Source organism: Nitratireductor alexandrii (genome assembly GCF_004000215.1).
In the GTDB taxonomy this organism is placed as follows: domain Bacteria; phylum Pseudomonadota; class Alphaproteobacteria; order Rhizobiales; family Rhizobiaceae; genus Mangrovimarina; species Mangrovimarina alexandrii.
Genome location: NZ_RBVY01000010.1, coordinates 26,864 through 49,581 on the forward strand (window position 1 = coordinate 26,864; position 22,718 = coordinate 49,581).

At 66.1% G+C, this 22,718-nt stretch carries 17 protein-coding genes; 4 read left to right on the plus strand and 13 right to left on the minus strand.

Features of this window, described 5'->3' with window-relative positions; translation table 11 throughout:
* Positions 1-43 precede the first annotated feature (43 nt).
* Positions 44-1,498 carry a glutamate synthase subunit beta gene (locus tag EP380_RS19800; protein ID WP_106570915.1) on the plus strand — a complete coding sequence of 485 codons (1,455 nt, stop codon included), beginning with the start codon at positions 44-46 and terminating at the stop codon, positions 1,496-1,498.
* Positions 1,499-1,702: 204 nt separating this feature from the next.
* Here the strand turns inward: EP380_RS19800 and EP380_RS19805 are convergent, their stop codons facing one another.
* Together EP380_RS19805 and EP380_RS19810 are read right to left on the minus strand one after the other, a co-directional pair.
* Complete coding sequence (locus tag EP380_RS19805) at positions 1,703-2,935, minus strand: SGNH/GDSL hydrolase family protein (protein WP_127600264.1); 1,233 nt, start codon at positions 2,933-2,935, stop codon at positions 1,703-1,705.
* Between the two features lie 15 nt (positions 2,936-2,950).
* Positions 2,951-4,168, minus strand: a complete 1,218-nt coding sequence (locus EP380_RS19810; protein WP_106570974.1) for a lytic murein transglycosylase — start codon at positions 4,166-4,168, stop codon at positions 2,951-2,953.
* Positions 4,169-4,349: 181 nt separating this feature from the next.
* On the opposite strand from EP380_RS19810, the gene galU reads away from it, so the two are divergent.
* Complete coding sequence (gene galU / locus EP380_RS19815) at positions 4,350-5,255, plus strand: UTP--glucose-1-phosphate uridylyltransferase GalU (RefSeq protein ID WP_106570913.1); 906 nt, start codon at positions 4,350-4,352, stop codon at positions 5,253-5,255.
* Between the two features lie 25 nt (positions 5,256-5,280).
* Here galU and EP380_RS19820 read toward each other — a convergent pair whose 3' ends face one another.
* Entirely contained in the window at positions 5,281-7,020 is a 1,740-nt protein-coding gene (locus EP380_RS19820; RefSeq protein WP_127600266.1) for an outer membrane beta-barrel protein, read from the minus strand.
* A gap of 178 nt (positions 7,021-7,198) precedes the next feature.
* On the opposite strand from EP380_RS19820, the gene EP380_RS19825 reads away from it, so the two are divergent.
* A complete protein-coding gene (locus tag EP380_RS19825) occupies positions 7,199-8,197 on the plus strand; it encodes a KpsF/GutQ family sugar-phosphate isomerase (RefSeq protein WP_106570911.1) in 999 nt (332 codons plus the stop codon).
* Between the two features lie 36 nt (positions 8,198-8,233).
* Here the strand turns inward: EP380_RS19825 and EP380_RS19830 are convergent, their stop codons facing one another.
* The 8 genes from EP380_RS19830 to EP380_RS19865 form a co-directional block, all read right to left on the minus strand.
* Positions 8,234-8,692 (minus strand): NfeD family protein, encoded by a 459-nt coding sequence (locus tag EP380_RS19830; RefSeq protein ID WP_106570910.1) that lies wholly within the window; start codon positions 8,690-8,692, stop codon positions 8,234-8,236.
* Between the two features lie 22 nt (positions 8,693-8,714).
* A complete protein-coding gene (locus EP380_RS19835) occupies positions 8,715-9,665 on the minus strand; it encodes an SPFH domain-containing protein (protein ID WP_106570909.1) in 951 nt (316 codons plus the stop codon).
* Positions 9,666-9,783: 118 nt separating this feature from the next.
* Positions 9,784-10,806, minus strand: a complete 1,023-nt coding sequence (locus EP380_RS19840) for an alpha/beta fold hydrolase (RefSeq protein ID WP_127600268.1) — start codon at positions 10,804-10,806, stop codon at positions 9,784-9,786.
* A 20-nt stretch (positions 10,807-10,826) separates the two neighbouring features.
* On the minus strand, positions 10,827-11,891 hold the full coding sequence (gene hemH / locus EP380_RS19845; RefSeq protein WP_127600269.1) for a ferrochelatase: 1,065 nt from the start codon (positions 11,889-11,891) through the stop codon (positions 10,827-10,829).
* Between the two features lie 155 nt (positions 11,892-12,046).
* Positions 12,047-14,185, minus strand: a complete 2,139-nt coding sequence (locus EP380_RS19850) for a 5'-nucleotidase C-terminal domain-containing protein (RefSeq protein WP_127600271.1) — start codon at positions 14,183-14,185, stop codon at positions 12,047-12,049.
* A 157-nt stretch (positions 14,186-14,342) separates the two neighbouring features.
* Positions 14,343-15,596, minus strand: a complete 1,254-nt coding sequence (locus tag EP380_RS19855; RefSeq protein WP_127600273.1) for a phenylacetate--CoA ligase family protein — start codon at positions 15,594-15,596, stop codon at positions 14,343-14,345.
* A 143-nt stretch (positions 15,597-15,739) separates the two neighbouring features.
* Entirely contained in the window at positions 15,740-16,123 is a 384-nt protein-coding gene (locus tag EP380_RS19860; protein ID WP_127600275.1) for an Omp10 family outer membrane lipoprotein, read from the minus strand.
* Between the two features lie 107 nt (positions 16,124-16,230).
* Entirely contained in the window at positions 16,231-17,676 is a 1,446-nt protein-coding gene (locus tag EP380_RS19865; protein ID WP_127600277.1) for a homospermidine synthase, read from the minus strand.
* 210 nt (positions 17,677-17,886) lie between these two features.
* Here EP380_RS19865 and ilvD point away from each other — a divergent pair, with 210 nt between their 5' ends.
* A complete protein-coding gene (ilvD, locus tag EP380_RS19870) occupies positions 17,887-19,731 on the plus strand; it encodes a dihydroxy-acid dehydratase (protein ID WP_106570902.1) in 1,845 nt (614 codons plus the stop codon).
* Positions 19,732-19,833: 102 nt separating this feature from the next.
* Here the strand turns inward: ilvD and EP380_RS19875 are convergent, their stop codons facing one another.
* A complete protein-coding gene (locus EP380_RS19875) occupies positions 19,834-20,760 on the minus strand; it encodes a heme-dependent oxidative N-demethylase family protein (RefSeq protein ID WP_127600279.1) in 927 nt (308 codons plus the stop codon).
* A gap of 4 nt (positions 20,761-20,764) precedes the next feature.
* Positions 20,765-22,606: a M3 family oligoendopeptidase gene (locus EP380_RS19880; RefSeq protein ID WP_127600281.1), complete on the minus strand. Its 1,842-nt coding sequence runs from the start codon at positions 22,604-22,606 to the stop codon at positions 20,765-20,767.
* Positions 22,607-22,718 lie beyond the last annotated feature (112 nt).

A 22,718-nucleotide genomic window follows, 5' to 3' on the forward strand; every position in this document is an offset into this window, starting at 1 on the left:
CCGGGGCGTAAGCTCCGCGCCGCGGTGCCTTGGAGAGCGACATATGGGCAAGGTAACAGGTTTTCTCGAGATCGACCGGCAGGTGCACAAATACCAGCCGGCTTCCGACCGCATCCGGCATTTCCGCGAGTTCACGCTGCCGATGTCGGAAAAGGAAGTCGAGAAACAGGCCGCGCGCTGCATGGACTGCGGCATTCCCTATTGCCACGGGCCGACGGGCTGTCCGGTTCACAACCAGATCCCGGACTGGAACGACCTCGTCTATAATGGCGACTGGGACACGGCGATCCGCAATCTGCACTCGACCAACAATTTTCCCGAATGGACCGGGCGTATCTGCCCGGCGCCGTGCGAGGAAGCGTGCACGCTCAATCTCGAGGACATTCCCGTCGCCATCAAGACGATCGAGCACGCGATTGCCGACAAGGCCTGGGAGACGGGCTATATGCGGCCCTATCCGGCCGAGCACAAGACCGGCAAGAAAGTCGCCATCATCGGTTCGGGCCCGGCCGGTATGGCGGCAGCCCAGCAACTCGGCCGGGTGGGCCACGACGTGCATGTTTATGAGCGCGAGAGCCGGCCGGGCGGCCTGATGCGCTACGGCATTCCGGACTTCAAGATCGAAAAACACCATGTCGACCGGCGCGTCAGCCAGATGGAGGGCGAGGGGGTGACGTTCTTCTGCGGCGTCAATGTCGGCGTCGACAAGACCGTCGACGAACTGCTGGCGACCTACGACGCCGTGCTTTATTGCGGCGGATCGGAAAAGCCGCGCCCGGCCGGCATTCCCGGCAGCGAACTGGGCGGCGTGCACGACGCCATGCCCTATCTGGTTCAGCAGAACCGGCGCGTGGCGGGCGAGGACATCCAGTCGTCGGCCTGGCCGTCGGCGCCGATCCTGGCCGGGGGCAAGCACGTCGTCGTCGTCGGCGGCGGCGACACGGCGTCGGACTGCGTGGGCACGGCGTTTCGCCAGGGTGCGGTGCGCGTGACCCAGCTCGACATCCGTCCGCAGCCGCCGGAGAGGGAAGACAAGCTGGCGGTGTGGCCTTATTGGGCGACCAAGATGCGCACCTCGTCCAGCCAGGCCGAAGGGGCCGAGCGCGAGTTCCAGGTCGCGACGCTGGAGTTCGTCGGCGAGGACGGGGTTCTGACCGGGGTCAAATGCGCCGCGGTCGACGAGGCGCGCAAGCCGATCGCCGGGACTGAGTTCCTGATCCGCGCCGATCTGGCCTTCGTCGCAATCGGCTTTTCCGGCCCGATCGAGGGCGGCATCATGCAGGAACTGGCGGGCAAGGTGGCGACCGTTGTGGACGGCCGCCGCTCGACGAATGTCGAAGCCAACGACCGCGACTATCGCACCAGTCTCGACCGCTTCTTCGCCGCCGGCGACGTGCGGCGCGGGCAGTCGCTGGTCGTGTGGGCTATTCGTGAGGGTCGCCAGGCCGCGCATGCGATCGACGCCTTCCTGATGGGATCGACGGTGCTGCCGCGGTAATCCGTCAAAATTCAAGCCGGCCTGCGGAAACGGCGCCCGCTGGGCGGTTTTGGCCGGTGCCGGCGGCCAGGGCTCGAAGCCGTCAGAGCCTTTGGGGGCGGGCCAAAGCGTTTCCTGGCGAAGTGGACGCCGGTTCGCCGCTCGCAAACGCGTTAAAACAATAAGGTAGAGCCGGTCTGCGATGCCGTGAAGAGCAGAACGACTCTAACGGGCCGGCACGATCGCCGACGTTTCGTTGCGGTCCGCGCCGGGAGCGGGCGCAACGGCTGCCGCCGGCTGGACGCGGATCGAAAAATCGTCGACCCGTCCGGGACGGGGCTCGGGCGTCTTTCCCTCGATGGCAAGCTTTTCGGACAGGGTCACGGCCTCGCCTTCCTTAGGGTCGAGGCTGGCGCCCATCAGGTCGTCGGCGCCGTCCAGTTCGGGATCGCCGAGCGCGATTGGGGGCGTGCGTTCGACCGTGGGCTGGCCCGCCGCCGGCGGGCCGATCAGCTCGGGCACGCCGAGTTCGGGAAAGACGGTGGAGCGGCCGTCACCCAATATGCGCTGCAACGGCTTTTCGGCGTAAAAGGCGATCTTGCGGCGGCCGGCCCGGGTGAAATTGATCCCGTCGTTGGCGCGCAGCCTGACCGCCTGTCCGTTGATGTCCGGGCCGGTGGCGGCATAGGCGCCGTTTTCGTCGACGAAACCTTCCCAGATATCGACAAAGGTGCCGCCGATGGTTTCCACCGCGTTGCGCTGCAGGTCGTTGAAGGCCAGCATGTCGGAGCTCATCGAGGAGAATTTGAACGCCGGCAGGCCGACCCAGACTACGGGGATGTTGCGCTCGGCGAAACTCTGCGCCAAGGCTGCGGCGCGGGCGGCGTATTCCGCCGTCCATTTTTCTGAGCGCACGCTTTCGCGGCTTCCCTCGACGCGCATTTGCTGGCGATCGTTCGAGCCGATCATGACAACGCCGACGGCCGGTTTCGCGTCGTCCAGGATCGGACCGATCTCGACGGGCCAGTTGTAGAAATCGTCGCGCACGAAACCCGACGAGCCGTTCGACTTGTCGACGATGCGTACGGTCGGATCCTCGGCGAAGACGGTTGTCAGCCCTTCCGCCAGACCGCCGGCGAGAAAGTCGCCGACAACGATGACGACACGGGCGTTTTCGGCCTTTTCAACCACCTCGACGGCCGGCCGCGACGGCGCGGCGGAGTGTCGTGGCGCCGTGGTGCGCCGGGGCGCGCTGCGCTTTTTAACCTGCGGAACCTGCCGACGTTCGGGCTGGCGGGCGCGTTCGCGTCCGCCGCGAAACAGGAACTCCAGCAGCGAGCGTGGCCGCTCCTGCGCATAGGCCACGCCGGCGACGTCGACGACGACGGTCGCCAGGGCAAGCAGCACGATCGCCAGGAGACGTGTGCCGCGCAGTCGTGTCGAAGCCCGCTGGTGCATCAAGCTTCCTTCGCCTCAGCGCCGCAGCCGGTTGAGCACTTCCATGCTCGGATGGCCGTCGACCGGCATCCCGACCCGCTTCTGATAGGTTTCGATGGCGCCGCGCGACCCGGAGCCGATCTTGCCGTCGATCGGACCGTCGTAGAGCCCGACCGCACCGAGGCGCTTCTGCAGTTCCTGTTTTTCGGCGAAACTCAATTTGGTGAAGGGCCGGTTCCAGTCGCGTTCCAACCCGCCATAACCGGCGATCTCGTCGGCGAGCAGACCGACGGCGAGCGCATATTTGTCGGCATTGTTGTAGCGCTTCAGGATGAAGAAATTGCGCGTCATCAGGAAGGCCGGCCCGGCGCGGCCGTCGAGTACTTTCAGCTCGGCCTTCTCGGACGGGCGCGGGAAGGGTTTGCCGTTGGTGCGCGTTACGCCGATCGACTGCCATTGCGCCAGCGACATCGATCCGGCGGGAAATTTCCGGCCCGGCGGCAGGCTGACCTCGTAACCCCAGGTCTTGCCGCTCTGCCAGCCGTTCTTGCGCAAGAGATTCGCCGCCGTCGCCAAGGCATCGGGGATGGAGTTCCAGATGTCGCGACGGCCGTTGCCGTCAATGTCGACCGCATAGGCCTGGTAGCTGGTTGGGATGAACTGGGTGTGGCCCATCGCGCCGGCCCAGGACCCGGTCAGGTGGGAGACGTCGATGTCGCCCGATTGCAGGATCTTCAGGGCGGCGAGGAGCTGTGTGCGCGCGAATTTGGCGCGCCGCTTGTCCGCATAGGCCAATGTCGACAGCGAGCGCACCACATTGCGCATCACGCGGTCGTTTTTGAGGATCTCGCCGTAATTCGATTCCATCGACCAGATCGCCAGAAGGATATGGCGGTCGACGCCGAAGCGCGATTCGATGCGGTCGAGCCAGTTCTTCCATTTGCGCGCCATCTGGCGGCCCTCGGAGATGGAATGCTCGTGGACGCGGTTGTCGAAATAGTCCCAGACCGGGGCGGTGAATTCCGGCTGATAGCGCGCCTTCTCCAGCACTTCGGGGTCGGGCGCGGTCACGCCGCGGAAGGCGCGGTCGAGCGTGGATTTGGAAATGCCGTTCTTCTGGGCGGTGCTGCGGAAGCCCGCCACCCAGCGCTCGAACTTGGCATCGGCCAGAGCCGGGGCGGTCAGCAGGGCGAACGCGACCGCGGCACCGGCGAAAAGGCTGGTCGCGCGTGCGACGACTGATTTTGCAAACATCATCTGATCCGTTTGTTGTCTCGGGATGATCTTTCGCGGGTTGCGGTTAGAAAAGGGTTTACCATAGTGTGAATCAACGAGACATAGGGCGGTGCAACCGCACCGACCGCCTCTCCTGTTGGATATTTTTTAATTCCGGCGTGAAGATGTCAGGGCCGGAAGCGAAAGTGTGGTTGCAGCGATGAAGAAAGTCAGAAAAGCGGTTTTTCCGGTCGCCGGGCTCGGCACCCGGTTCCTGCCGGCGACCAAGGCGGTGCCCAAGGAGATGCTGACCGTCGTCGACAAGCCCGTCATCCAATACGTCGTCGACGAGGCGCGCGAGGCCGGCATCGAACACCTGGTTTTCGTCACCGGGCGCAACAAGGGCGTGATCGAGGATCATTTCGACATCCAGGTCGAGCTCTACGATACGCTTGCCCAGCGCGGCAAGGACGCCCAGCTTGCGCGGCTGCAGCGCATGCAGCCCGGACCCGGCGAAACCAGCTTCACGCGCCAGCAGGAGCCGCTGGGGCTGGGCCATGCGGTGTGGTGCGCCCGCTCGATCATCGGCGACGAGCCGTTCGCGCTTCTGCTGCCCGACATGATCATGCAGTCGAAGCGGTCGTGCCTGACCGAAATGGTCGATCTCTACGCCCGCACCGGCCAGAACGTCGTGGCGGTTCAGGAATGCGACCCGGCCGAGACGCATAAATACGGCATCGTTGAAAAGGGTGAGGCGGCCGGCACCGGTTTCGAGATCACCGGCATGGTGGAAAAGCCGGCCCCGGGCACGGCGCCGTCCAATTTCTACATCAACGGGCGCTACATCCTGCAACCGGAGATATTCGACATTCTGGCCGAACAGAAGCAGGGCGCCGGCGGCGAGATCCAGTTGACCGATGCCATGCTGACGCTGATGGAGCGCCAGTCCTTCTATGGCTACCACTATAGGGGCCGGACTTTCGATTGCGGCTCGCCGGAAGGGTTTGTGGCGGCCAATGTCGCCTTCGCGCTGTGGCGTCCCGATATCCAGCCGGTCGTCTCGGAGGAACTGTCGCGGCTGATGGCGGAAATCGAGCCGGTCGAGCGCCGGGCCAGCAAGCGCTGACGCGCCCGCCTTCGGCAGGCATGGTTCAGCGCTGCAGCCGAAGGCCCAGATAGACGCTGCTTGCCTGCCAGTCGCGATTGGGCAGCGTGCTGGTGAAGGTTTCGTGGCGCAGGCGCCCATTGATACCGGCATAGCGGTTGAACCACCAGGTCGCGCCGGCTTCCGCGCGCAGCGCGCGCTCGGTGTCGCTGGTGCCGACATAATCGCGCCAGTCGGCGCCGATCGAGGCTTCCAGAAGCAGGTTGGCGCGTGCCTCGCGCGACAGGGCAAGCCCGCCCGAGTACAGGATCGAGCCGCTCTCGCCGGCGCTGGTCGTGCCTTCGACGGTCGTCGAGCCGGTGAGCGTGACGGTGGTGCCGCGCACCGGCGACCAGGCGAGGCGGGCATCGACGGCGGGACCGGCAACGGGTGCCAGGCGCGTGTCGTCGAAGGTCTCGCGCAGCCAGCCGGCGGAGATTTCGCCGGACAGCTTTTCGCCGAAGTCGAAGGCCGCGCCGCCGCGCACGGCCAGGCGATCGGCGGACCGGGCAAAGCCGCTCGAGTCAATTTCAAGATCGTAGAAACGACGCCCGATCTCGGTCTCCACGAATGGCACGAGCGCGGGCGCGATCTCGTAACCGACCCGCAAGGCCACCGAGGCCAGGGTCGCGTTGCGTTCTTCCTGCGACAGGGTCCCGCCGCCCGACAATTCGGCGTCGGAATAGAATTCGCGGTCGAGGAGCCCGGTCGCCGACAGGCGCAGCTTGCCGATATCCTTGCGCAGGCCGAGCGTTCCGGTCAGGCCGTGCTGGAGCGGCTGCGAGGCGGTGCCGACGATCACCACCGGCGAGGACGCGGTCTCCGGGCGCAGCGTGTAGGCAAAGCCCGCCGTCGCCGCGTAGCCGCTGCCGAGATCGAGATCGAGTGCGGCGTCGAGGCCGCCCTGGGCCTGGGAATAGTCCGCGCCGGACACCGATTTCAGGAACGTACCGTAGAGGCTGGCGCGGGCGGCGTGGCGCGACCAGTCGGACACGGCGTTGAGGCGAAGCTGGGTCTCCGAGAGCCAGCCTTCCTCGCCGCCGGGGCTGGAATCGACATTGCTTGTCCAGCGCACGCCCTGATCGAGCGTGGCGGTGACGTCGAACGTGCCGAGCCGCAGGCCGAGCGGCGCATAGGGCGCCTCCTCGGTTTCCAGGTCGCGGGTCTCGATCGCCTCGACACGGCCGTTGAGGACCTCGGCCGAAGTGTTGGCGTCCTGATCGAGACTGTCGAGGGTCGGCGCGCGTACCGAAGCGGTGGTTTCGACGATGTCTTCGTCCGCCGCCTCGTTCGCGCCTCGTGCGGCCGTGCCAGTTGCCCGGTCTTGCGTGCGCTCGGCCGCGCCGTCCGGTTGCGCCTGGCGCCGGTTCAGGCGCGCCATGGATGGCCGTCCGGCGGGCCGCGGCGCGTCGGCGAAGGGATCGTCGTCCTCGTTTGAATCGGCGAAAATGCTGCGCCCGCGCCCGTCCGGGTCCGCGTCGTCTTCGGTGTCGCCGGGAAGCGCGCCTTCGCTGACGGGAACATAGGTTTGTGGCGCCGTGTCGCTCTCGCCCGGGCGGGCCTCGTCGCCTGGACGGATGCCGCCTGACGACAGCAGGCTGCGGTTGACGGTTTCCTCCGACACCTCGCCACGCAGCCCGCTCTCCTGACCGAGAACGGAGACTGTCGAGACGCCGGTGCTGAGGATGACGGCGAGAATGCCGGTGGCTGCCCCTCGCAAGAGCGGGACGCCGGTTTTTTCCCGCATGCTTTTCGGCGTCCTCGTCATGTCCTGGTGCGTGCGCGCGTGGTGGAACTTTACCGAACCGTAAATCGGGATGGTTAACGCTTGGTTGAGAGGTGCTTTCCGGTGCCGTCCGCGCCGCGTGTCGCGGGGCGTCAAATGGCGTTGGACACGGCATGGCGAAGCGGCTAAACGAAGCGCCATGCAGGGCATTCCAGAAAAGAAGCAGCCGGATCGCGTGGCTGCGATCGCGTCCGCGGTGCGCACGGTGTCGACCGGTCAGTCCGGCATGGCCGCGCTGGCCGAGGCGCTCGACAACGGGCTTTCGGAACCGTTCGCGGATGCGGTGGCGCTGCTGTCGGCGATTCGCGGCCGCGTGATCGCGACAGGCGTCGGCAAAAGCCATCATATCGGCTCGAAACTGGCCGCGACGCTGTCATCCACGGGAACGCCGGCCTTCTTCGTCCATCCGGCGGAGGCCAATCACGGCGATCTCGGCATGATCACCCGCGACGATGCCGTCATCGCTATGTCCTGGTCGGGCGAAAGCTCGGAACTGAAGGGGATCGTCTCCTATTCGAAACGCTTCGCGATTCCGCTGATCGCGATCACGTCCGGCGAGGATTCCACCCTGGCGCGGGAGGCCGACATCGTTTTGTGCCTGCCCAAGGCGGCCGAGGCCTGCCCGCACGGGCTGGCGCCGACGACGTCGACATTGCTGCAACTGGCGATCGGCGACGCGCTGGCGGTGGCGTTGCTGGAAGCGCGCGGTTTCACGCCGGACAATTTCAAGACCTTCCATCCCGGCGGCAAGCTCGGCGCCAACCTGACCCAGGTGCGCGAGATCATGCATGGCGGCGACGAACTGCCGCTGGTGGGACCGGGAACCCGCATGCCCGAAGCGGTGATGATGCTGGCGCAAAAACGCTTCGGCTGCGTGTGCGTCATCGATGCCGGCGGCCGGCTGGCGGGCATCTTCACCGACGGCGACCTGGCGCGCAGCCTCGACCGCAACCTCGCCGATCTCGCGGTCGAGGACCTGATGACCCGCGAGCCCAAGACGATCGGTCCATCCACGCTCGCCGGCGCGGCCATGGCCGTGCTCAACGAGCATCACATCAGCGCCCTGGTCGTTGTCGACGAGGGCAGGCCGGTCGGGATCGTCCATTTCCACGATTTGCTGGCGCTCGGCGCGGCGTGAAGCGCCGGCACGGTTGCGGCGACAGCCTCTGCGCTGTCAGATAATTTCGACGACCAGATCGCCGTTGTCGACCGCGATCACGCGTACGCGTGTTCCCGCCGCCGCGTCCGGACCCGTCACGCGCCAATAGGTGTCGCCGATGCGGATACGGCCGCGGCTGTCGCGAATCGCCTCGTCCAGCGTGGCGGTGCGTCCGACGAGTTGCTGGGCGCGCTGGTTGAGGAGCGGCTGGTCGCTTGGCGTCTGACGGTTGTGGACGAAGCGATAGCCGCCATAGGCGGCGACCAGCGACAGGGCGAGGAACACCAGCGTCTGTAGCTGCCAGTCCCAGAACCGGGCGTCCCACAAGGCGATCGACAACAGGCCGGTGGCGAGCGCCGCCAGGCCGATCCAGACAAGAAAGACGCCGGGAACCAGGATCTCGGCCGCCAGCAGGGCAAAGCCGAGCACGATCCAGCTCCACGGGCCGAGTTCGACGAAGACGCTTGCGATCATGCCAGGTTTTCCCGTGCCGGGCTCATGACTCGTCCGGGGTGACGACGGGCGGCCGCGCCGGGGTGCGGCGGGTGAGCGGCACCGCATCCTCGCCGAACACTTCCTTGGCGATCGCGCCGATGCCGCCCAGCGAGCCGATCAGTGACGAAGCCTCGAACGGCATCAGGACGACCTTGTTGTTGTTGGCCGCGCCGATCTTGGCCAGCGCCTCGGTGTATTTCTGGGCGACGAAATAGTTGATCGCCTGCACGCCGCCCTGGGCGATCGCCTCGGAAACCGACTGGGTGGCGCGCGCCTCGGCCTCGGCGAGGCGTTCGCGGGCTTCGGCGTCGCGGAACGCGGCCTCCTTGCGGCCTTCCGCCTCCAGTACTTGGGCCTGTTTCAAGCCCTCGGCTTCCAGGATCTGGGCGCGCTTGTTGCGCTCGGCCATCATCTGGCGGGCCATCGACTCGACCAGGTTTTCGGGCGGGTTGATGTCCTTGATCTCGACCCGGGTCATCTTCACGCCCCAGGGATTGGCGGCCTCGTCGACGACGCGCAGCAGGCGTTCGTTGATGGCGTCGCGATTCGACAACAGCTCGTCGAGGTCCATCGATCCCATGACGGAACGGATATTGGTCATGGTCAGGTTCAGGATCGCGTTTTCCAGGCCCGACACCTGATAGGCGGCCTGGGCTGCGTTGAGCACCTGGTAGAAGGCGACGCCGTCCACGGCAACGATGGCGTTGTCGCGGGTGATCACCTCCTGGGTCGGCACGTCGAGCACCTGCTCCATCATGTTCAGCTTGGCGCCGACGCGGTCGATGAACGGCACGATGATGTTGAGGCCGGGCGACAGGGTGCGGGTGTAACGGCCGAAGCGCTCGACGGTGAAATTGTTTCCCTGCGGGACCGTCTTGATGCCGACGAAGATGAGCAGCAGCACGAGAACGACGAGGACCGGAATGAGAATGTCGAGACCGGTAATTGGCATGCGTAAGTCCTCCGCTGGCCATGTCGATTGGGACGCCGGCGCTGGGCCGGCGCTCCTGTCAGCGGAAAGACTTAGACCGTTTTGTGGCCGGATGGAAACAGTTGTGCCGGCCGTCCGGTCACGAACCCGCCGGGACGCGTTCGGTCAGCCAGGCCTCGATGGCGTTCACGGTTGCCTCGGCATCCACCAGGCCGAGATGATTGACGCCGGCCAGGATGCGATAGGAGCCGCTGCTTGTGTGCGGCCCGATCGTCGACTCGTACTTGTCGGCGATGAATGCCTCGTCCCGGTCGCCCGCGAGCAGCAAAAACGGCCGGTCGAGCCGCGCGAGATCGCCAGTGTAGTCGGGACGCGGCGCGAAGGAGACATTCATGCGGTAGGTGTAGCGTGTTGTGGCGGTGTTGCCGAGCGGGCCGTCGAGCACGGATCGCGGCATGGCGAAGCTAATTACCGGCAGATGGTTGAAGGCGGTGATGCCGAGCGTGTTGATAAGGCCGAGCGCGACGATGCGCCCGGTCGCCGGGCGCGCCCAGCCGCCCGACGCGGGCCGCGTGGTCGGCGCATCATATTTCAGAAAGGGCGCGAGCAGCAGGAAGGCGTCCGCCTCGCCGCCATAACGCCCGCCGGCGAAACGCACGACCAGCCCGCCGCCCGACGAATGGCCGCCGAGCACGAGCCGTCCGGGCTCGCCGCCGTTCTTCAGGTGGGCGATCAGGTCGAAAAGGTCTTCCTCGAGCTGGCCGATATGGTCGACGTCGCCGCGCCGGACCGGGTCCGGCCCATGTCCGCGCAGGTCGGGCACGATCACGGTTCCAAGTCCGTTCGCGGCGAGCGCCGTGGCAAGCGCATGAAACTGCATGCCGTGCCAGCCCGAGCCGTGGACGAGAATGATCGTGCGCGCGGCACTGCCATTGGCTGCGGCATAGCGCCGGTAGGAGAGCACGGTCGCGTCGCGGGCGCGATAATCCTGCCGGTCGGGGAGAGTGGACAGGTTCGTCGCGATCGCGGCGGCGAAATCGAGCCCGGTCCCGGCGTCCGGCCGCGGGCGTTCGGGTGGACGACTGAAGGCGACGAGGCCGGCGAGGATCGCGACGCCGGCGGCCAGCGCGACGAGAACGGACGGAACGAGCCTGGAAGACATGCCGGTTGTCTCCTGCGCCGTCAGATCCAGCCGGACACTTCGCGCCGCACGAGCGTTTCGATCACCGCCATGCCTTCGGCGCTGTCGTTGAGGCAGGGAATATGGGTGAAATTCTCTCCGCCCGCCTCATGGAATATCTCGCCTGCCTCGCCGGCGATCTCCTCGAGCGTTTCCAGGCAGTCGGAGACGAAGCCCGGATTGAAGACCGCGATCGATTTCACGCCCTCGCGCGCCAGCTTCTCGACGGTCTTGTCGGTATAGGGCTGCAGCCATTCCTCCGGGCCGAAGCGCGACTGGAAACAGGTTATCAACCGCTTCTCGTCCCAGCCGAGCTGTTCGCGCAGCAGCCGCGTCGTCTTCTGGCAATGGCAGTGATAGGGATCGCCGGCACGGAAATAGCTTTGCGGAATGCCGTGATAGGAGGCGATCACCGTCTCGGGCTCGAAATCGAGCGTTGCGAGATGGGTTTCGATCGACCGCGCAAGCGCCTCGATATAAACCGGCTCGTCGTGATAGGCCGGCACGGTACGGGTCGCCGGCATCCAGCGCTTTTTCATCAGCGCCTTGAAAAACGCGTCGTTGACCGTCGCCGTCGTGGTCGCCGAATATTGCGGGTAGAGCGGGAACATGACGATGCGGTCGCAGCCGGCGTCCGTCAGCCTGTCGAGCACGGTTTCGATCGCCGGCTGCCCGTAGCGCATCGCCCAGTCGACGACGACCTCGTCGTGGCCCTGCAACGCGTGCGCCAGCTTTTCGGCCTGGGCGCGGGTGAAGGTGCGCAGCGGCGATTCGTTGCGCTCGCGGTTCCAGATCTTGTCATAGGCGGCGCCGGATTTTTTCGGGCGCGTGTTGAGCACGATGCCATAGAGGATCGGATACCAGATCGCGCGCGGCCATTCGATCACCCGCCTGTCGGACAGGAACTCGCGAAGATAGCGGCGCATCGAGGTGAAGTCGGTGCCGTCGGGCGTGCCCAGATTGACCAGCATGACGCCGACCTTCGGCGGCGCGACGCGCGGATGGCCGGAAGGCAACGGGCCGGTCTTCCTGGTTTGGTTGTCGGCAAGGGCCGGAGTGAACGTCATGAAGCAGTCCTCGTGCGAAGGAGGCACATAGCGGCCGGAGGCGCGGGATCAAGCGTGAAACCTGCTCTATACCAAGGTGCGGCCAACAAAAAACAAAACCCGCTCCCGATGGCGGGAGCGGGGCAATTGGTCGCGAGATCGAGGCCGAAGCGGCTTCAGTTGGCGGCCGGAACCTTGAGCGGGCTGCCGATCGGCAGCAGGTCGGGGTTGTAATCCGGGTTGGCCGCCTGCAGCTTGGTCCACATCTGCGGGTCGCCGTAGAATTCACGCGCGAGCTCCCAATAATTGTCGCCGCGCGCGATCATGTGGGTCTTGTCCTCCATCGCCATATCGCCGTTGGCGGGCTTGTCGGCGGGAAGGGTGGTCTCCTCGGCGGTTTTCATCTCCGCCTCCTCGGCCATTTTTTCCTCTTCGGCCTTCTTCATTGCGGCCTCTTCGGCGGCCTTGGCTTCCTCGGCGGCTTTCATTTCCGCCTCCTCGGCCATTTTTTCTTCCTCGGCCTTCTTCATGGCCGCCTCTTCGGCGGCCTTGTCGGCGGGCACTTCCGGCGCCTTGGTCGTCAAGGTGTTCGACATCGCCGGCAATTCCGGGGTTTCCACCACCGGCTCGCTCGCGGGCGCGGCTTCGGCAGCCATGTCCTCCTTGGGTTCCTCGGCCGCCGCGGGTTCTTCAGCGGCTGCCATCGCCTCGACCTTGGTGATGCGTCCCTCGATCACCGGCTGATAGGGACGGTTTTCGACCAGATAGTCAGCGACCACCTGCTCCAGGCCGGGGCCGTAGTCGTAAGCGTTCTCGGCGTTTGTCTTGAACAGCGCGTAGCCGTCGCCGCCATTGCGCATGAAATTGTTGCTGACGACGCCGTAGGTCTTGTCCGGGTCGATCGGCACCCAGCTGCCGCCTTCGTCGACCTCGACCGACTGGACGCGTCCCTCGTTCGGAGCGACAGAGGGATCGAAGCTGAAGCGCAGGCCGGCGACTTGGGCGAAACGGCCGCCGCCGTCCTCGATCTGGCTGACACCGTTTTCGAGCGAGGCGACGATGTCGGCGCCCTTCAGCTGGAAGGTGGCGAGCGTGTTCTGGAACGGCAGGACGGCCAGAACCTCGCCCATCGTGACCTCGCCGGCGTCGATGGAGGCGCGCAGCCCGCCGCCGTTCTGGATGGCGACCTGAATGCCCTGGTTCTTGACCCGGTCGAGCATGGCGTCGGCGACGAGATTGCCCATCTCGCATTCCTGCGCCCGACAGGTTTCGCGGCTGCCGTCGATGGGCGCGTTGGTTTCGGCGACCACCTTGCTCTTGAGTTCCTCGATCGGCGCGCCGAGCTCCTGGATACGTGCCAGAACGGCCTCGTCCGGCGTGACGGCGGCGTCGAGCAGCAACGGGTCGCCGCTGGCCGAGGTCACGACGCCATTGTCGTCGAAGACGACCTGGAACTCGCCGAGATATTTCGAATAGGAGGCGGCCTGCACCACCGGAACGGCATAACCGTCCGGATTGTCGACCATGGTCGGGTAGGGACCGGCCGCGCCGTCGTCCTTGTTCGACAGCAGCGTGTGACTGTGACCGCCGACCACCACGTCGACGCCGGGGATCTTGGCGATCGCGGCCAGGTCGCGCGGATAACCGACATGGGTCAGCGCGACGATCTTGTCGATGCCTTGCGCCTTGACCGCCTCGACCGCGGCGGTGATCGTGGCGATGTCCTCCTCGATGGAGACGTTGTCGCCCGGCGAGGACAATTCGGCGGTATCGTTGGCGACCGCGCCGACCACGGCGATCCGCTCGCCACCGCGCTCGAAGATCGTGAACGGCTCGATGCGCCCGGCCAGTTTCGAGGCGTCGGTCACCTTCACATTGGTGCTCAGCACTGGGAAGTCGGCAATGTCGAGGAAGGTCGTGAGGCCGTCCTCGCCGTCGTCGAATTCATGATTGCCGACGGCCATGGCGTCGGTGCCCATCAGATTGAGGAACTCCGCTTCGACCGCGCCTTTGTAGGTCGTGTAAAACAAGGAGCCCTGGAAATTGTCGCCGGCATTGAGAAACAAGAGGTTCTGGCCGTCGAGCGCGGCGCGCCGGTCGCGTACCGCGGTGACGAGGCGCGCGGCGCCGCCGAAACACTTGCCCTCGGTCTCGTCGTCGGCCGAGCAGGTCGAATCGTATTTGTTGATCGACTCGATCCGGCTGTGCCAGTCGTTGATATGCAGGATGGTGAGCGTGTAGTCGGCAAACGAGGCCGATGCCGACAGGGCCAGTATCGAGGCCGAGGCGGCAGCGAGCGCGGCGAGTTTCTTCATGACCATTCTCCCGTTAACCCCCGGCCGGCTTGCGGCGCGGCCGGGTTCGAACAACCCAGTTCAGAACTAGCGCGCTTTGTTGTCAAAATTATCGCGCCTGGTTGCAGGCCATGTTCACACCGAGGCCGGTCCGATGCAAGCGTTTCGACGGCAGGGCTCAGGCCGAATAGTCGCGTTCGTCGGCGATGACACGGCCGTCATTGGGCAGCAGGCCGGCCCGAACGGCGCTCACCGTGCCGCCGAGCTTGGTCGTTTCGCGCAGCGTCGCCGTGATCGCGCCGACATCCGGGGCGACGTCGCCGGCCGGCTCGATCTGGAGTTCCATAGCGTCGCGATCGCCGTCGCGGCGCACCACGAGGCGCGCGCGCGCGATTTCGGGGTGGCGGCGCACGATGTCGGCGACCTGCTTGGGGTCGACGAACATGCCCTTGACCTTGGTGCGCTGGTCGGCGCGGCCCATCCAGCCCTTGATGCGCGTTCCCGTGCGCCCGCAGGCCGACGCGCCGGGCAGGATTGCCGACAGGTCGCCGGTTCCGAGCCGCACCAGCGGATAGATCGGGTTGAAGCCGGTCACGACCACCTCGCCGACCTCGCCGACCTCGACCGGGTCGCCGGTGCCCGGACGCACGATCTCCACGATCAGGTTCTCGTTGACGATCATGCCGGGCAGCGGCTTGCCGTCCGCGTCGACGGCCTCGTAGGCGATGACGCCGAATTCGGCGGTGGCGTAGCATTGCAGGACTTCGATGCCGCGCTCGGCATATTCGGCGCGCAGGGAGGGAAACAGAGCGCCGCCCGAGACCAGCCCGTGGCGAAAGCAGGACAGGTCCTTTTGCAACTCGCGTGCCTTGTCGAGCATGACCTTCAAAAAGTCGGGCGTGCCGCAATAGACAGTGGGTTTCAGCGCCGCCGCCGCCTCGACCTGCATTTCGGTGTTGCCGGTGCCGGCGGGAAACAGCATACAGCCGAGCGCCCGCGCCCCGGCGTCCAGAATGAAACCGCCGGGCGTCATATGATAGGCGAAGGCGTTGTGGACGATCGCACCGGGGCGGATGCCGGCGGCGAAGAAGGCGCGCGCGCCCTGGCCGGGATCGATGCCTTGTCCCTGCGGTTCCCAGATCGGCCCCGGCGACATGAAAATGCGCTGTCCGGCCAGCGCCCGGGCATCGACAAAGCCGCCGAAGGGCGGGTTTTGGCGCTGCATGTCCAGCAGTTCGGCCTTGCGCAGCACCGGCAGTCTGGCCAGCGCCTCGCGCGAGGTCACCGTTTCGGGGGCGACGCCGTCCAGCCAGCGCGCCAAGCCTGGCGCCGCCGCGACCGCGTCTGCGAGAAATCGCGGCAGGCGCCGAAACAGATCCCGCTCGCGCTCGGCCGGGTCACGAACCTCCAGATCGTCGAAATAGGCGCTCATCGGCGTCCTCCTCCCCCTTTTTGAGGCGTTATCGCAGGAGGGCGCTCGGCCACGCAAGGCGTGGCAATACACTTGAAAAAATAGTTTCGATCCGCGTCAGGCCCGGGCGAACGAAACCCGTCCGGCCGGGCAGCCGCCTTGCGTCATGCCGGCAGGCGTCGCGTGAGCACGAAGGTGGAGCCCGAGGCGCTGGTGCAATTGAGCTGGTCGGTCGTGACCTGGCGGCAGTTGAAGCTGATCTCGGCCGGCAGGCCGCGGCGCTTTCTGGCCAAGGACACGCCGGACATGGTGATCTGGTCGGCGCCGCTGGAGAAATAGCGGCCTTCCGAAAGCCGTTCGCCGGTATCGAGCGCCACGGTCTGGAACGAACCGCCCGACAGGGTCGAGACCCCGCCGGTCGCGTCGATCCACGTCCCCTGAAAACCGGTCGGACGGGGCGCCGCGGTGCCGCCGCCAGGGCCCTGCGTTTGACAGCCGGCCAAAACGGCCAAGCCGGCCGCAGCCAGGATCAGGGGGGTCTTCTTCATCGTGGCGCTCCTCTCATCGTCACCGCCTGTCTTGCCGCGTCAGGCCGGCAAAAGCAAGGCGACAATGCGACGGGCGGGGCCGTCGGCACCGGCCGGCCACCTTGCGATCACCTGACGAGAATATTGCGGAACTGCCAGGGATCCTTGGCGTCGAGGTCTTCCGCGAACAGGCCGGGCCGGCCGTCGAGCGGCGTCCAGTCGGTGTAGTGGCCTTCGACCGGGCCGAGATAGGGTCTTTGCACCTCCAGGCAACGCGCGAAGTCCATCTCGTCGGTTTCCACGATGCCGGCGCGCGGGTTTTCGAGCGCCCAGACCATGCCGGCCAGCACAGCCGACGTCACCTGCAGGCCGGTCGCGTTCTGATAGGGCGCCAGCTTGCGGGTCTCATCGAGCGAAAGCCGCGAGCCGAACCAATAGGCGTTCTTCCTGTGGCCGTAGAGAAGCACGCCGAGCTCGTCGACGCCGTCGACCAGTTCGTTTTCGTCGAGCACGTGCTGGACCGGCTGGGCCTTGCCGGCGGCACCGAACATCTCATGCAGCGACAGCACCGCGTCGTTGCAGGGATGATAGGCGTAGTGGCAGGTCGGCCGATAGGCGAGCTTGCCCTTGCCATCGCGCAGGGTGAAGAAATCGGCGATCGAGATCGCCTCGTTATGCGTGACCAGAAAGCCGTATTGCGCGCCCGGCGTCGGGCACCAGGTGCGCACGCGGGTGTTGGCGCCGGGCTGTTCCAGGTAGATCGCCGCCCGGTTGCCCTTTTTGTGGCTCCTGGCGTTCTTCGGTTTCCACTTCTCGTGGGTACCCCAGCCGAGCTCGGCCGGCTGCAGCCCCTCCGAGACGAAACCCTCCACCGACCAGGTGTTCCAGAACACGCCCATCGGTTTCGGGTTTTTGGCGCGCTGCGTGTCGCGCTCGGCGATGTGAATGCCCTTCACGCCGGCCTTTTTCATCAATTTCGCCCAGCCGCGGCGGTCGTCGGCACCGGGCTGCGTGTAGGCGAGCCCCAGATCGTCGGCGAGGTTGACCAGCGCCTGCTTGACGAACCACGAGACCATGCCGGGATTGGCGCCGCAGCACGACAGGGCGGTGGTGCCGCCGGGATGCTTGCGCTTTTCGCGGCGCACCGTCTCGCGCAGCGCGTAATTGGTGCGCGAGGCGTTGTCGGCCTTGTCGTCGAAATAGAAGCCGAGCCAGGGCTCCACGACCGTGTCGACGTAAAGCACGCCGAGCTTGCGGCACAATTTCATCAGGTCGAGCGAGGAGGTGTCGACCGACAGGTTGACGCAAAAGCCCTGGCCGTCTCCGGCGCTCAGATAGGGTGTCAGCAGTTCCTTGTAGTTGTCCCTGGTCACATGCGCCTGGACGAAGGCGATGCCGCGTTCGTCGAGCAGCGCGCGGTCGTCGTCGCGCGGATCGATCACCACCATGCGCGATTTGTCGAAGCGGAAATGGCGTTCGATCAGCGGCAGCGTGCCGCGGCCGATGGAACCGAAACCGATCATGACGATCGGTCCGGTGATGTCGCCGTGGATGGGCCAGTCCCTGTCGGCCATGCGGACAGGCTCCTTTCCGATTGCCAGTTGTTCCGGTTCGCGGCTAAATCACAAAGCCCTGTCACAATAAAGCGAAAACGCGCCGAAGGGCGAGCGCGGGTTTCGAAGCCGCGAAAAGGACGCTATGTGATAGGGACGAACAATGCGGCTCCGTCGGTCCCGCCCCCAGGGACCGCGCGGCCCGCAGGCCCACAACCGCAGGACAGTCTCATGCCAGCCTATCGTTCCCGCACAACCACTCACGGCCGCAACATGGCCGGCGCCCGCGGTCTGTGGCGCGCCACGGGCATGAAGGACGGCGATTTCGGCAAGCCGATCATCGCGGTCGTCAACTCCTTCACCCAGTTCGTGCCCGGTCACGTGCACCTGAAGGACCTCGGCCAACTCGTCGCGCGCGAGATCGAGAGCGCCGGCGGTGTGGCCAAGGAGTTCAACACGATCGCCGTCGACGACGGCATCGCGATGGGCCATGACGGCATGCTCTATTCGCTGCCGTCGCGCGAGATCATCGCCGATTCCGTTGAATACATGGTCAACGCGCATTGCGCGGATGCCATGGTGTGCATTTCCAATTGCGACAAGATCACGCCCGGCATGCTGATGGCGGCCATGCGGCTGAACATCCCGTGCGTGTTCGTTTCGGGCGGCCCGATGGAGGCCGGCAAGGTCGTCCTCAACGACAAGACCATGGCGCTCGACCTCGCCGACGCGATGGTCGCGGCCGCCGACGACAGCGTTTCGGACCAGGACGTGCAGGCCATCGAGCGCTCGGCGTGCCCGACCTGCGGCTCGTGCTCGGGCATGTTCACCGCCAATTCGATGAACTGCCTGACCGAGGCGCTCGGCCTGTCCTTGCCCGGCAACGGCTCCACGCTTGCCACCCATGCCGACCGCAAGCGCCTGTTCGTGGAGGCCGGCCATCTGATCGTCGATCTCGCGCGCCGCTATTACGAGCAGGACGACGAGACGGCGCTGCCGCGCACCATCGCCTGCAAGGAGGCCTTCGAAAACGCCATGACGCTCGATGTCGCCATGGGCGGGTCCACCAACACGGTGCTGCATATCCTGGCTGCCGCGCTGGAAGGCGAGATCGATTTCGACCTTGACGACATCGACGCCCTGTCGCGCCGGGTGCCGGTGCTGTGCAAGGTCGCGCCGAGCAAGAGCGACGTCCATATGGAGGACGTGCACCGGGCCGGCGGCATCATGGCGATCCTGGGCGAGCTCGATCGGGCGGGACTGCTCAAGACCGACCTGCCGACGGTGCATTCGGTTTCGCTTGCCGACGCGCTGGACCGCTGGGACGTGGTGCGCACCGAGGCCGAAACCGTGCGCGATTTCTACCGCGCCGCGCCGGGCGGGGTGCCGACCCAAACCGCCTTCAGCCAGGATCGCCGCTGGGACGAACTCGATCTCGATCGCGAAAGCGGCGCCATCCGCTCGGCCGAACATTCGTTCTCCAAGGATGGCGGTCTGGCGGTCTTGAAGGGCAATATCGCGCTCGAAGGCTGCGTCGTGAAGACCGCCGGCGTCGACGAGTCGATCCTGACTTTCTCCGGGCCGGCGGTGATCTTCGAAAGCCAGGACGCGGCGGTGAAGGGGATCCTCTCCAACGAGGTCAAGCCTGGCGACGTGGTGGTGATCCGCTACGAGGGGCCGCGCGGCGGACCCGGCATGCAGGAAATGCTCTATCCGACCAGCTATCTGAAGTCGAAGGGGCTCGGCAAGGTCTGCGCGCTCATCACCGACGGGCGCTTTTCCGGTGCCACGTCCGGCCTTTCGATCGGCCATGCCTCGCCGGAAGCCGCCGAGGGCGGTGCGATCGCGCTGGTGGAGGCCGGCGACACGATCGAGATCGACATTCCCAATCGCACGGTCAATGTCGCCGTCCCGGACGAGGAACTGGGGCGTCGCCGTGCGGCGATGGAGGCCAGGGGCGCGGAGGCCTGGAAGCCGGCCGCACCGCGCAAGCGCAAGGTGACCACCGCGCTCAAGGCCTATGCCGCGCTGACGACCAGCGCCTCCAAGGGAGCGGTCCGGCACGTGCCGGACTGATCCCCGAAGGCCGCTTCGGTACTTTGAAAGGCAGCCCTCCGGTCCGCCGGGGGCATCAGGCGGGTTGAGCTGGCATGCGTGTGAAGGCGGTCGGCACGTGCGTCAGGCCGCCGCCAGCTTCTGGAGCGCCGCGACCAGCCGCTCGCGGTCGGCAGCAAGCCCCTTGTAGGCCAGTTGCGCGGCATCGAGCGCGGCGAGCTGGGCGGCAAGCGAGCCCGCCAGGGCGGCGCGGTCGGGATGCGCGGCCAGGATGCGCATCGGATCGAGAAAGATGCGGATCGTGAACAGGATGTCGCCGGAGACGGGCAGTTTCCGCAGCGTCTGGCGTTCGACGCGGATGAAACTGCGCAGCAGCGGGTCGTCGCCGGCTGAGTGCGCTGCTTCGCGCTCGCGCCGTGCGTCGCGCGTGGTCTTCGACAGCGGCTTGTGGAGGTCGTCGTCGTCCTGAAGCGACCAGTTCAGCCGCTCGACCGGCTGCTCGACCTTGAGATTGTCGAAAATGCGGTTGATCAGCCCGGCCGTGCGCGTCCCGCGCCCGAAACCGGGAACGGTGGCGTGAATGTCCTCGATCGGCCGGCCGAATTTTTCCGTCAGCGTCCACGATGAGGGAAAGCACAGCGACGCCGCGGCGAGCCGCCATCCGGCCTCGCCCTTGCGCATCAGGACGAGATCTTCCTGGACCAGGAGCGAGGCGGTCTTAAGGGGCGGGGCGTCGGTATCGCTCTCGCGCTCCATGGCCGCGAGCGCCGCCTCCCATTGCCGCGTTCCGGGAAACAGCGCCGGAAAGCCGGCGGCAAGCCCGTCGCGCACCAGAGCGAGCACCTCGTGCTGGGCGGCGCGGGTTTCGGGCTCTTCGGCAAAGACCGTGTCGGGCGCCGTGTCGAACAGCCGGCGCTTTTCGGCGAGATAGGCCTCGTAGTCGCCGTCGATCTCGAGCCAGCGGACGAGATCGAGCGGCTTCAGGCCGATGGTGAACGGTGTCGCCGTGCCGTCGTAGGGAGTGTGGGCGGGCTGCGCGCGGCGGCTCACCCGGTCAGCCTTCCATGGCCTCGAGCTCGTCGATCAGCCCTTCGATCACCGACAGGCCCTTGTCCCAGAAGGCCGGGTCGGCCGCGTCGAGCCCGAAAGGGGCGAGCAGTTCGGAATGATGCTTGGTGCCGCCGGCCTTCAGCATGTCGAAATATTTCTCCTGAAAGCCGCTTTCGGCGTTCTGGTAGACGGCGAACAGCGAGTTCACCAGACAGTCGCCGAAGGCGTAGGCGTAGACGTAGAACGGCGCATGGATGAAATGCGGGATATAGCTCCAGAACACCTCGTAGCCCTCGCGCAGCCGGATCGCGGGACCGAGGCTTTCGCGCTGCACCTCGAGCCAGAACTCGCCGAGCCGGTCCGAGGTTAGCTCGCCCTTGCGGCGTTCGGCATGGACCCTGCGCTCGAAGGCATAGAAGGCGATCTGGCGCACGACCGTGTTGATCATGTCCTCGACCTTCTGGGCGAGCATGGCCTTGCGTTCGCGCCGGTCGGTGGTCTTGTCCAGCAGCGAGCGGAACGTGAGCATCTCGCCGAACACCGACGCCGTCTCGGCGAGCGTCAGCGGGGTCGAAGCCATCAGCGCGCCCTGCCGGCCGGCCAGGACCTGGTGGACGCCGTGCCCGAGTTCGTGGGCGAGCGTCATGACGTCGCGCGGCTTGCCCATATAGTTCAAAAGCACGTAGGGATGAACGGAGGGAACGGTCGGATGCGCGAAGGCGCCCGGCGCCTTGCCCGGGCGTACCGGCGCGTCGATCCAGCGTTTGTCGAAGAACCGGGCGGCGATATCGGCCATTTCCGGCGCGAAACCGCGATAGGCCGAAAGCACGGTGTCCTTCGCCTCATCCCAGCCGATCACGGCCTGCGGCGCTTCGGGCAGGGGCGCGTTGCGGTCCCAGTGGTTGAGCGCGTCCACGCCCAGCCAGCGCGCCTTGAGCGTGTAATAGCGGTGCGACAATCGCGGATAGGCGGCCTCGACCGCGGCCGCGAGTGCGTCCACCACCTCGCGTTCGACGCGATTGGCCAGGTGGCGCGAATCGGCGATGTCCTCAAAACCGCGCCAGCGGTCGGAAATCTCCTTGTCCTTGGCCAGCGTGTTGGTGATCAGCGTGAAGACCCGCAGATTGGCCTGAAACGTCTTGGCCAGCGCATCGGCGGCGGCCTTGCGCTTGGCCCCGTCGGGATCCTGCAGCAGGTTCAGCGTCGGCTCGAGCGGCAGTTCTTCGCCCTCGACCGTAAACCGCAGCGCGGTCATGGTCTCGTCGAACAGCCGGTTCCAGGCGCCGCGTCCGGTGACCGATTTTTCGTGGAAAAGCTGCTCGATCCGGTCTTCGAGCTGAAAGGGCTTGTCCTTTCTCAGGTCGACGATCCAGGGCCGGTAATGCCCGAAGGCGGGCGCGGCATCGAGCGCGGCGTTGATGGCGTCCTCGTCGATCGTGTTGAGCTCGAGCGGAAAGAACAGCAGATGGGCGCTGGCGTCGGTCATGCGCTCCTGGATGTCGCCGTAAAGCTTGGCCCGTTTCGGATCGCTGGTGTCGCCGGCATAGATCAGGCTGGCGTAGGAGACGATGCGCCCGATCAGCTCCTCGAGCGCCTCGTAGGCTTCCATCGCCGCGCCCAGCCGCGATTCCTGCTTCTTGTCGGCCTCGGCGGCGAGCTTGCCGCGCCAGTCGGCCTCGAAAGCCTGCGCGTCGGCCTTGGCGCGTTCGAGATCGTGCGCCAGTTCCTTGGAGTCCATCGCCGGGTAGAGGTCGGCGAGGTTCCATTCGGGCAGGTCGCCCAGTCGCGTCGTGGCCTCGGGTCGCGCGGAGGTCGCGGTGGTCTGCGTCGCGGTCGGAGCGCTCATGCCTTGATCCTTACGGGCTGGTTCGGCGTCTGCGGTCGGGGAAAGGATTTGTTCACCGGCTTTGTTGAGCCCCTATTTAGATGGGTGTGCCAGTATGATCCAGTGACCAATT

Coding starts and splice junctions, on each gene's coding strand:
- EP380_RS19820 (WP_127600266.1), bottom strand. CDS start 7,020: ATGCGGGAAAAAACCGGCGTCCCGCTCTTGCGAGGGGCAGCCACCGGC.
- EP380_RS19805 (WP_127600264.1), bottom strand. CDS start 2,935: ATGCACCAGCGGGCTTCGACACGACTGCGCGGCACACGTCTCCTGGCG.
- EP380_RS19840 (WP_127600268.1), bottom strand. CDS start 10,806: ATGTCTTCCAGGCTCGTTCCGTCCGTTCTCGTCGCGCTGGCCGCCGGC.
- EP380_RS19835 (WP_106570909.1), bottom strand. CDS start 9,665: ATGCCAATTACCGGTCTCGACATTCTCATTCCGGTCCTCGTCGTTCTC.
- hemH (WP_127600269.1), bottom strand. CDS start 11,891: ATGACGTTCACTCCGGCCCTTGCCGACAACCAAACCAGGAAGACCGGC.
- ilvD (WP_106570902.1), top strand. CDS start 17,887: ATGCCAGCCTATCGTTCCCGCACAACCACTCACGGCCGCAACATGGCC.
- EP380_RS19880 (WP_127600281.1), bottom strand. CDS start 22,606: ATGAGCGCTCCGACCGCGACGCAGACCACCGCGACCTCCGCGCGACCC.
- galU (WP_106570913.1), top strand. CDS start 4,350: ATGAAGAAAGTCAGAAAAGCGGTTTTTCCGGTCGCCGGGCTCGGCACC.
- EP380_RS19855 (WP_127600273.1), bottom strand. CDS start 15,596: ATGAGCGCCTATTTCGACGATCTGGAGGTTCGTGACCCGGCCGAGCGC.
- EP380_RS19850 (WP_127600271.1), bottom strand. CDS start 14,185: ATGAAGAAACTCGCCGCGCTCGCTGCCGCCTCGGCCTCGATACTGGCC.
- EP380_RS19865 (WP_127600277.1), bottom strand. CDS start 17,676: ATGGCCGACAGGGACTGGCCCATCCACGGCGACATCACCGGACCGATC.
- EP380_RS19825 (WP_106570911.1), top strand. CDS start 7,199: ATGCAGGGCATTCCAGAAAAGAAGCAGCCGGATCGCGTGGCTGCGATC.
- EP380_RS19830 (WP_106570910.1), bottom strand. CDS start 8,692: ATGATCGCAAGCGTCTTCGTCGAACTCGGCCCGTGGAGCTGGATCGTG.
- EP380_RS19810 (WP_106570974.1), bottom strand. CDS start 4,168: ATGTTTGCAAAATCAGTCGTCGCACGCGCGACCAGCCTTTTCGCCGGT.
- EP380_RS19800 (WP_106570915.1), top strand. CDS start 44: ATGGGCAAGGTAACAGGTTTTCTCGAGATCGACCGGCAGGTGCACAAA.
- EP380_RS19860 (WP_127600275.1), bottom strand. CDS start 16,123: ATGAAGAAGACCCCCCTGATCCTGGCTGCGGCCGGCTTGGCCGTTTTG.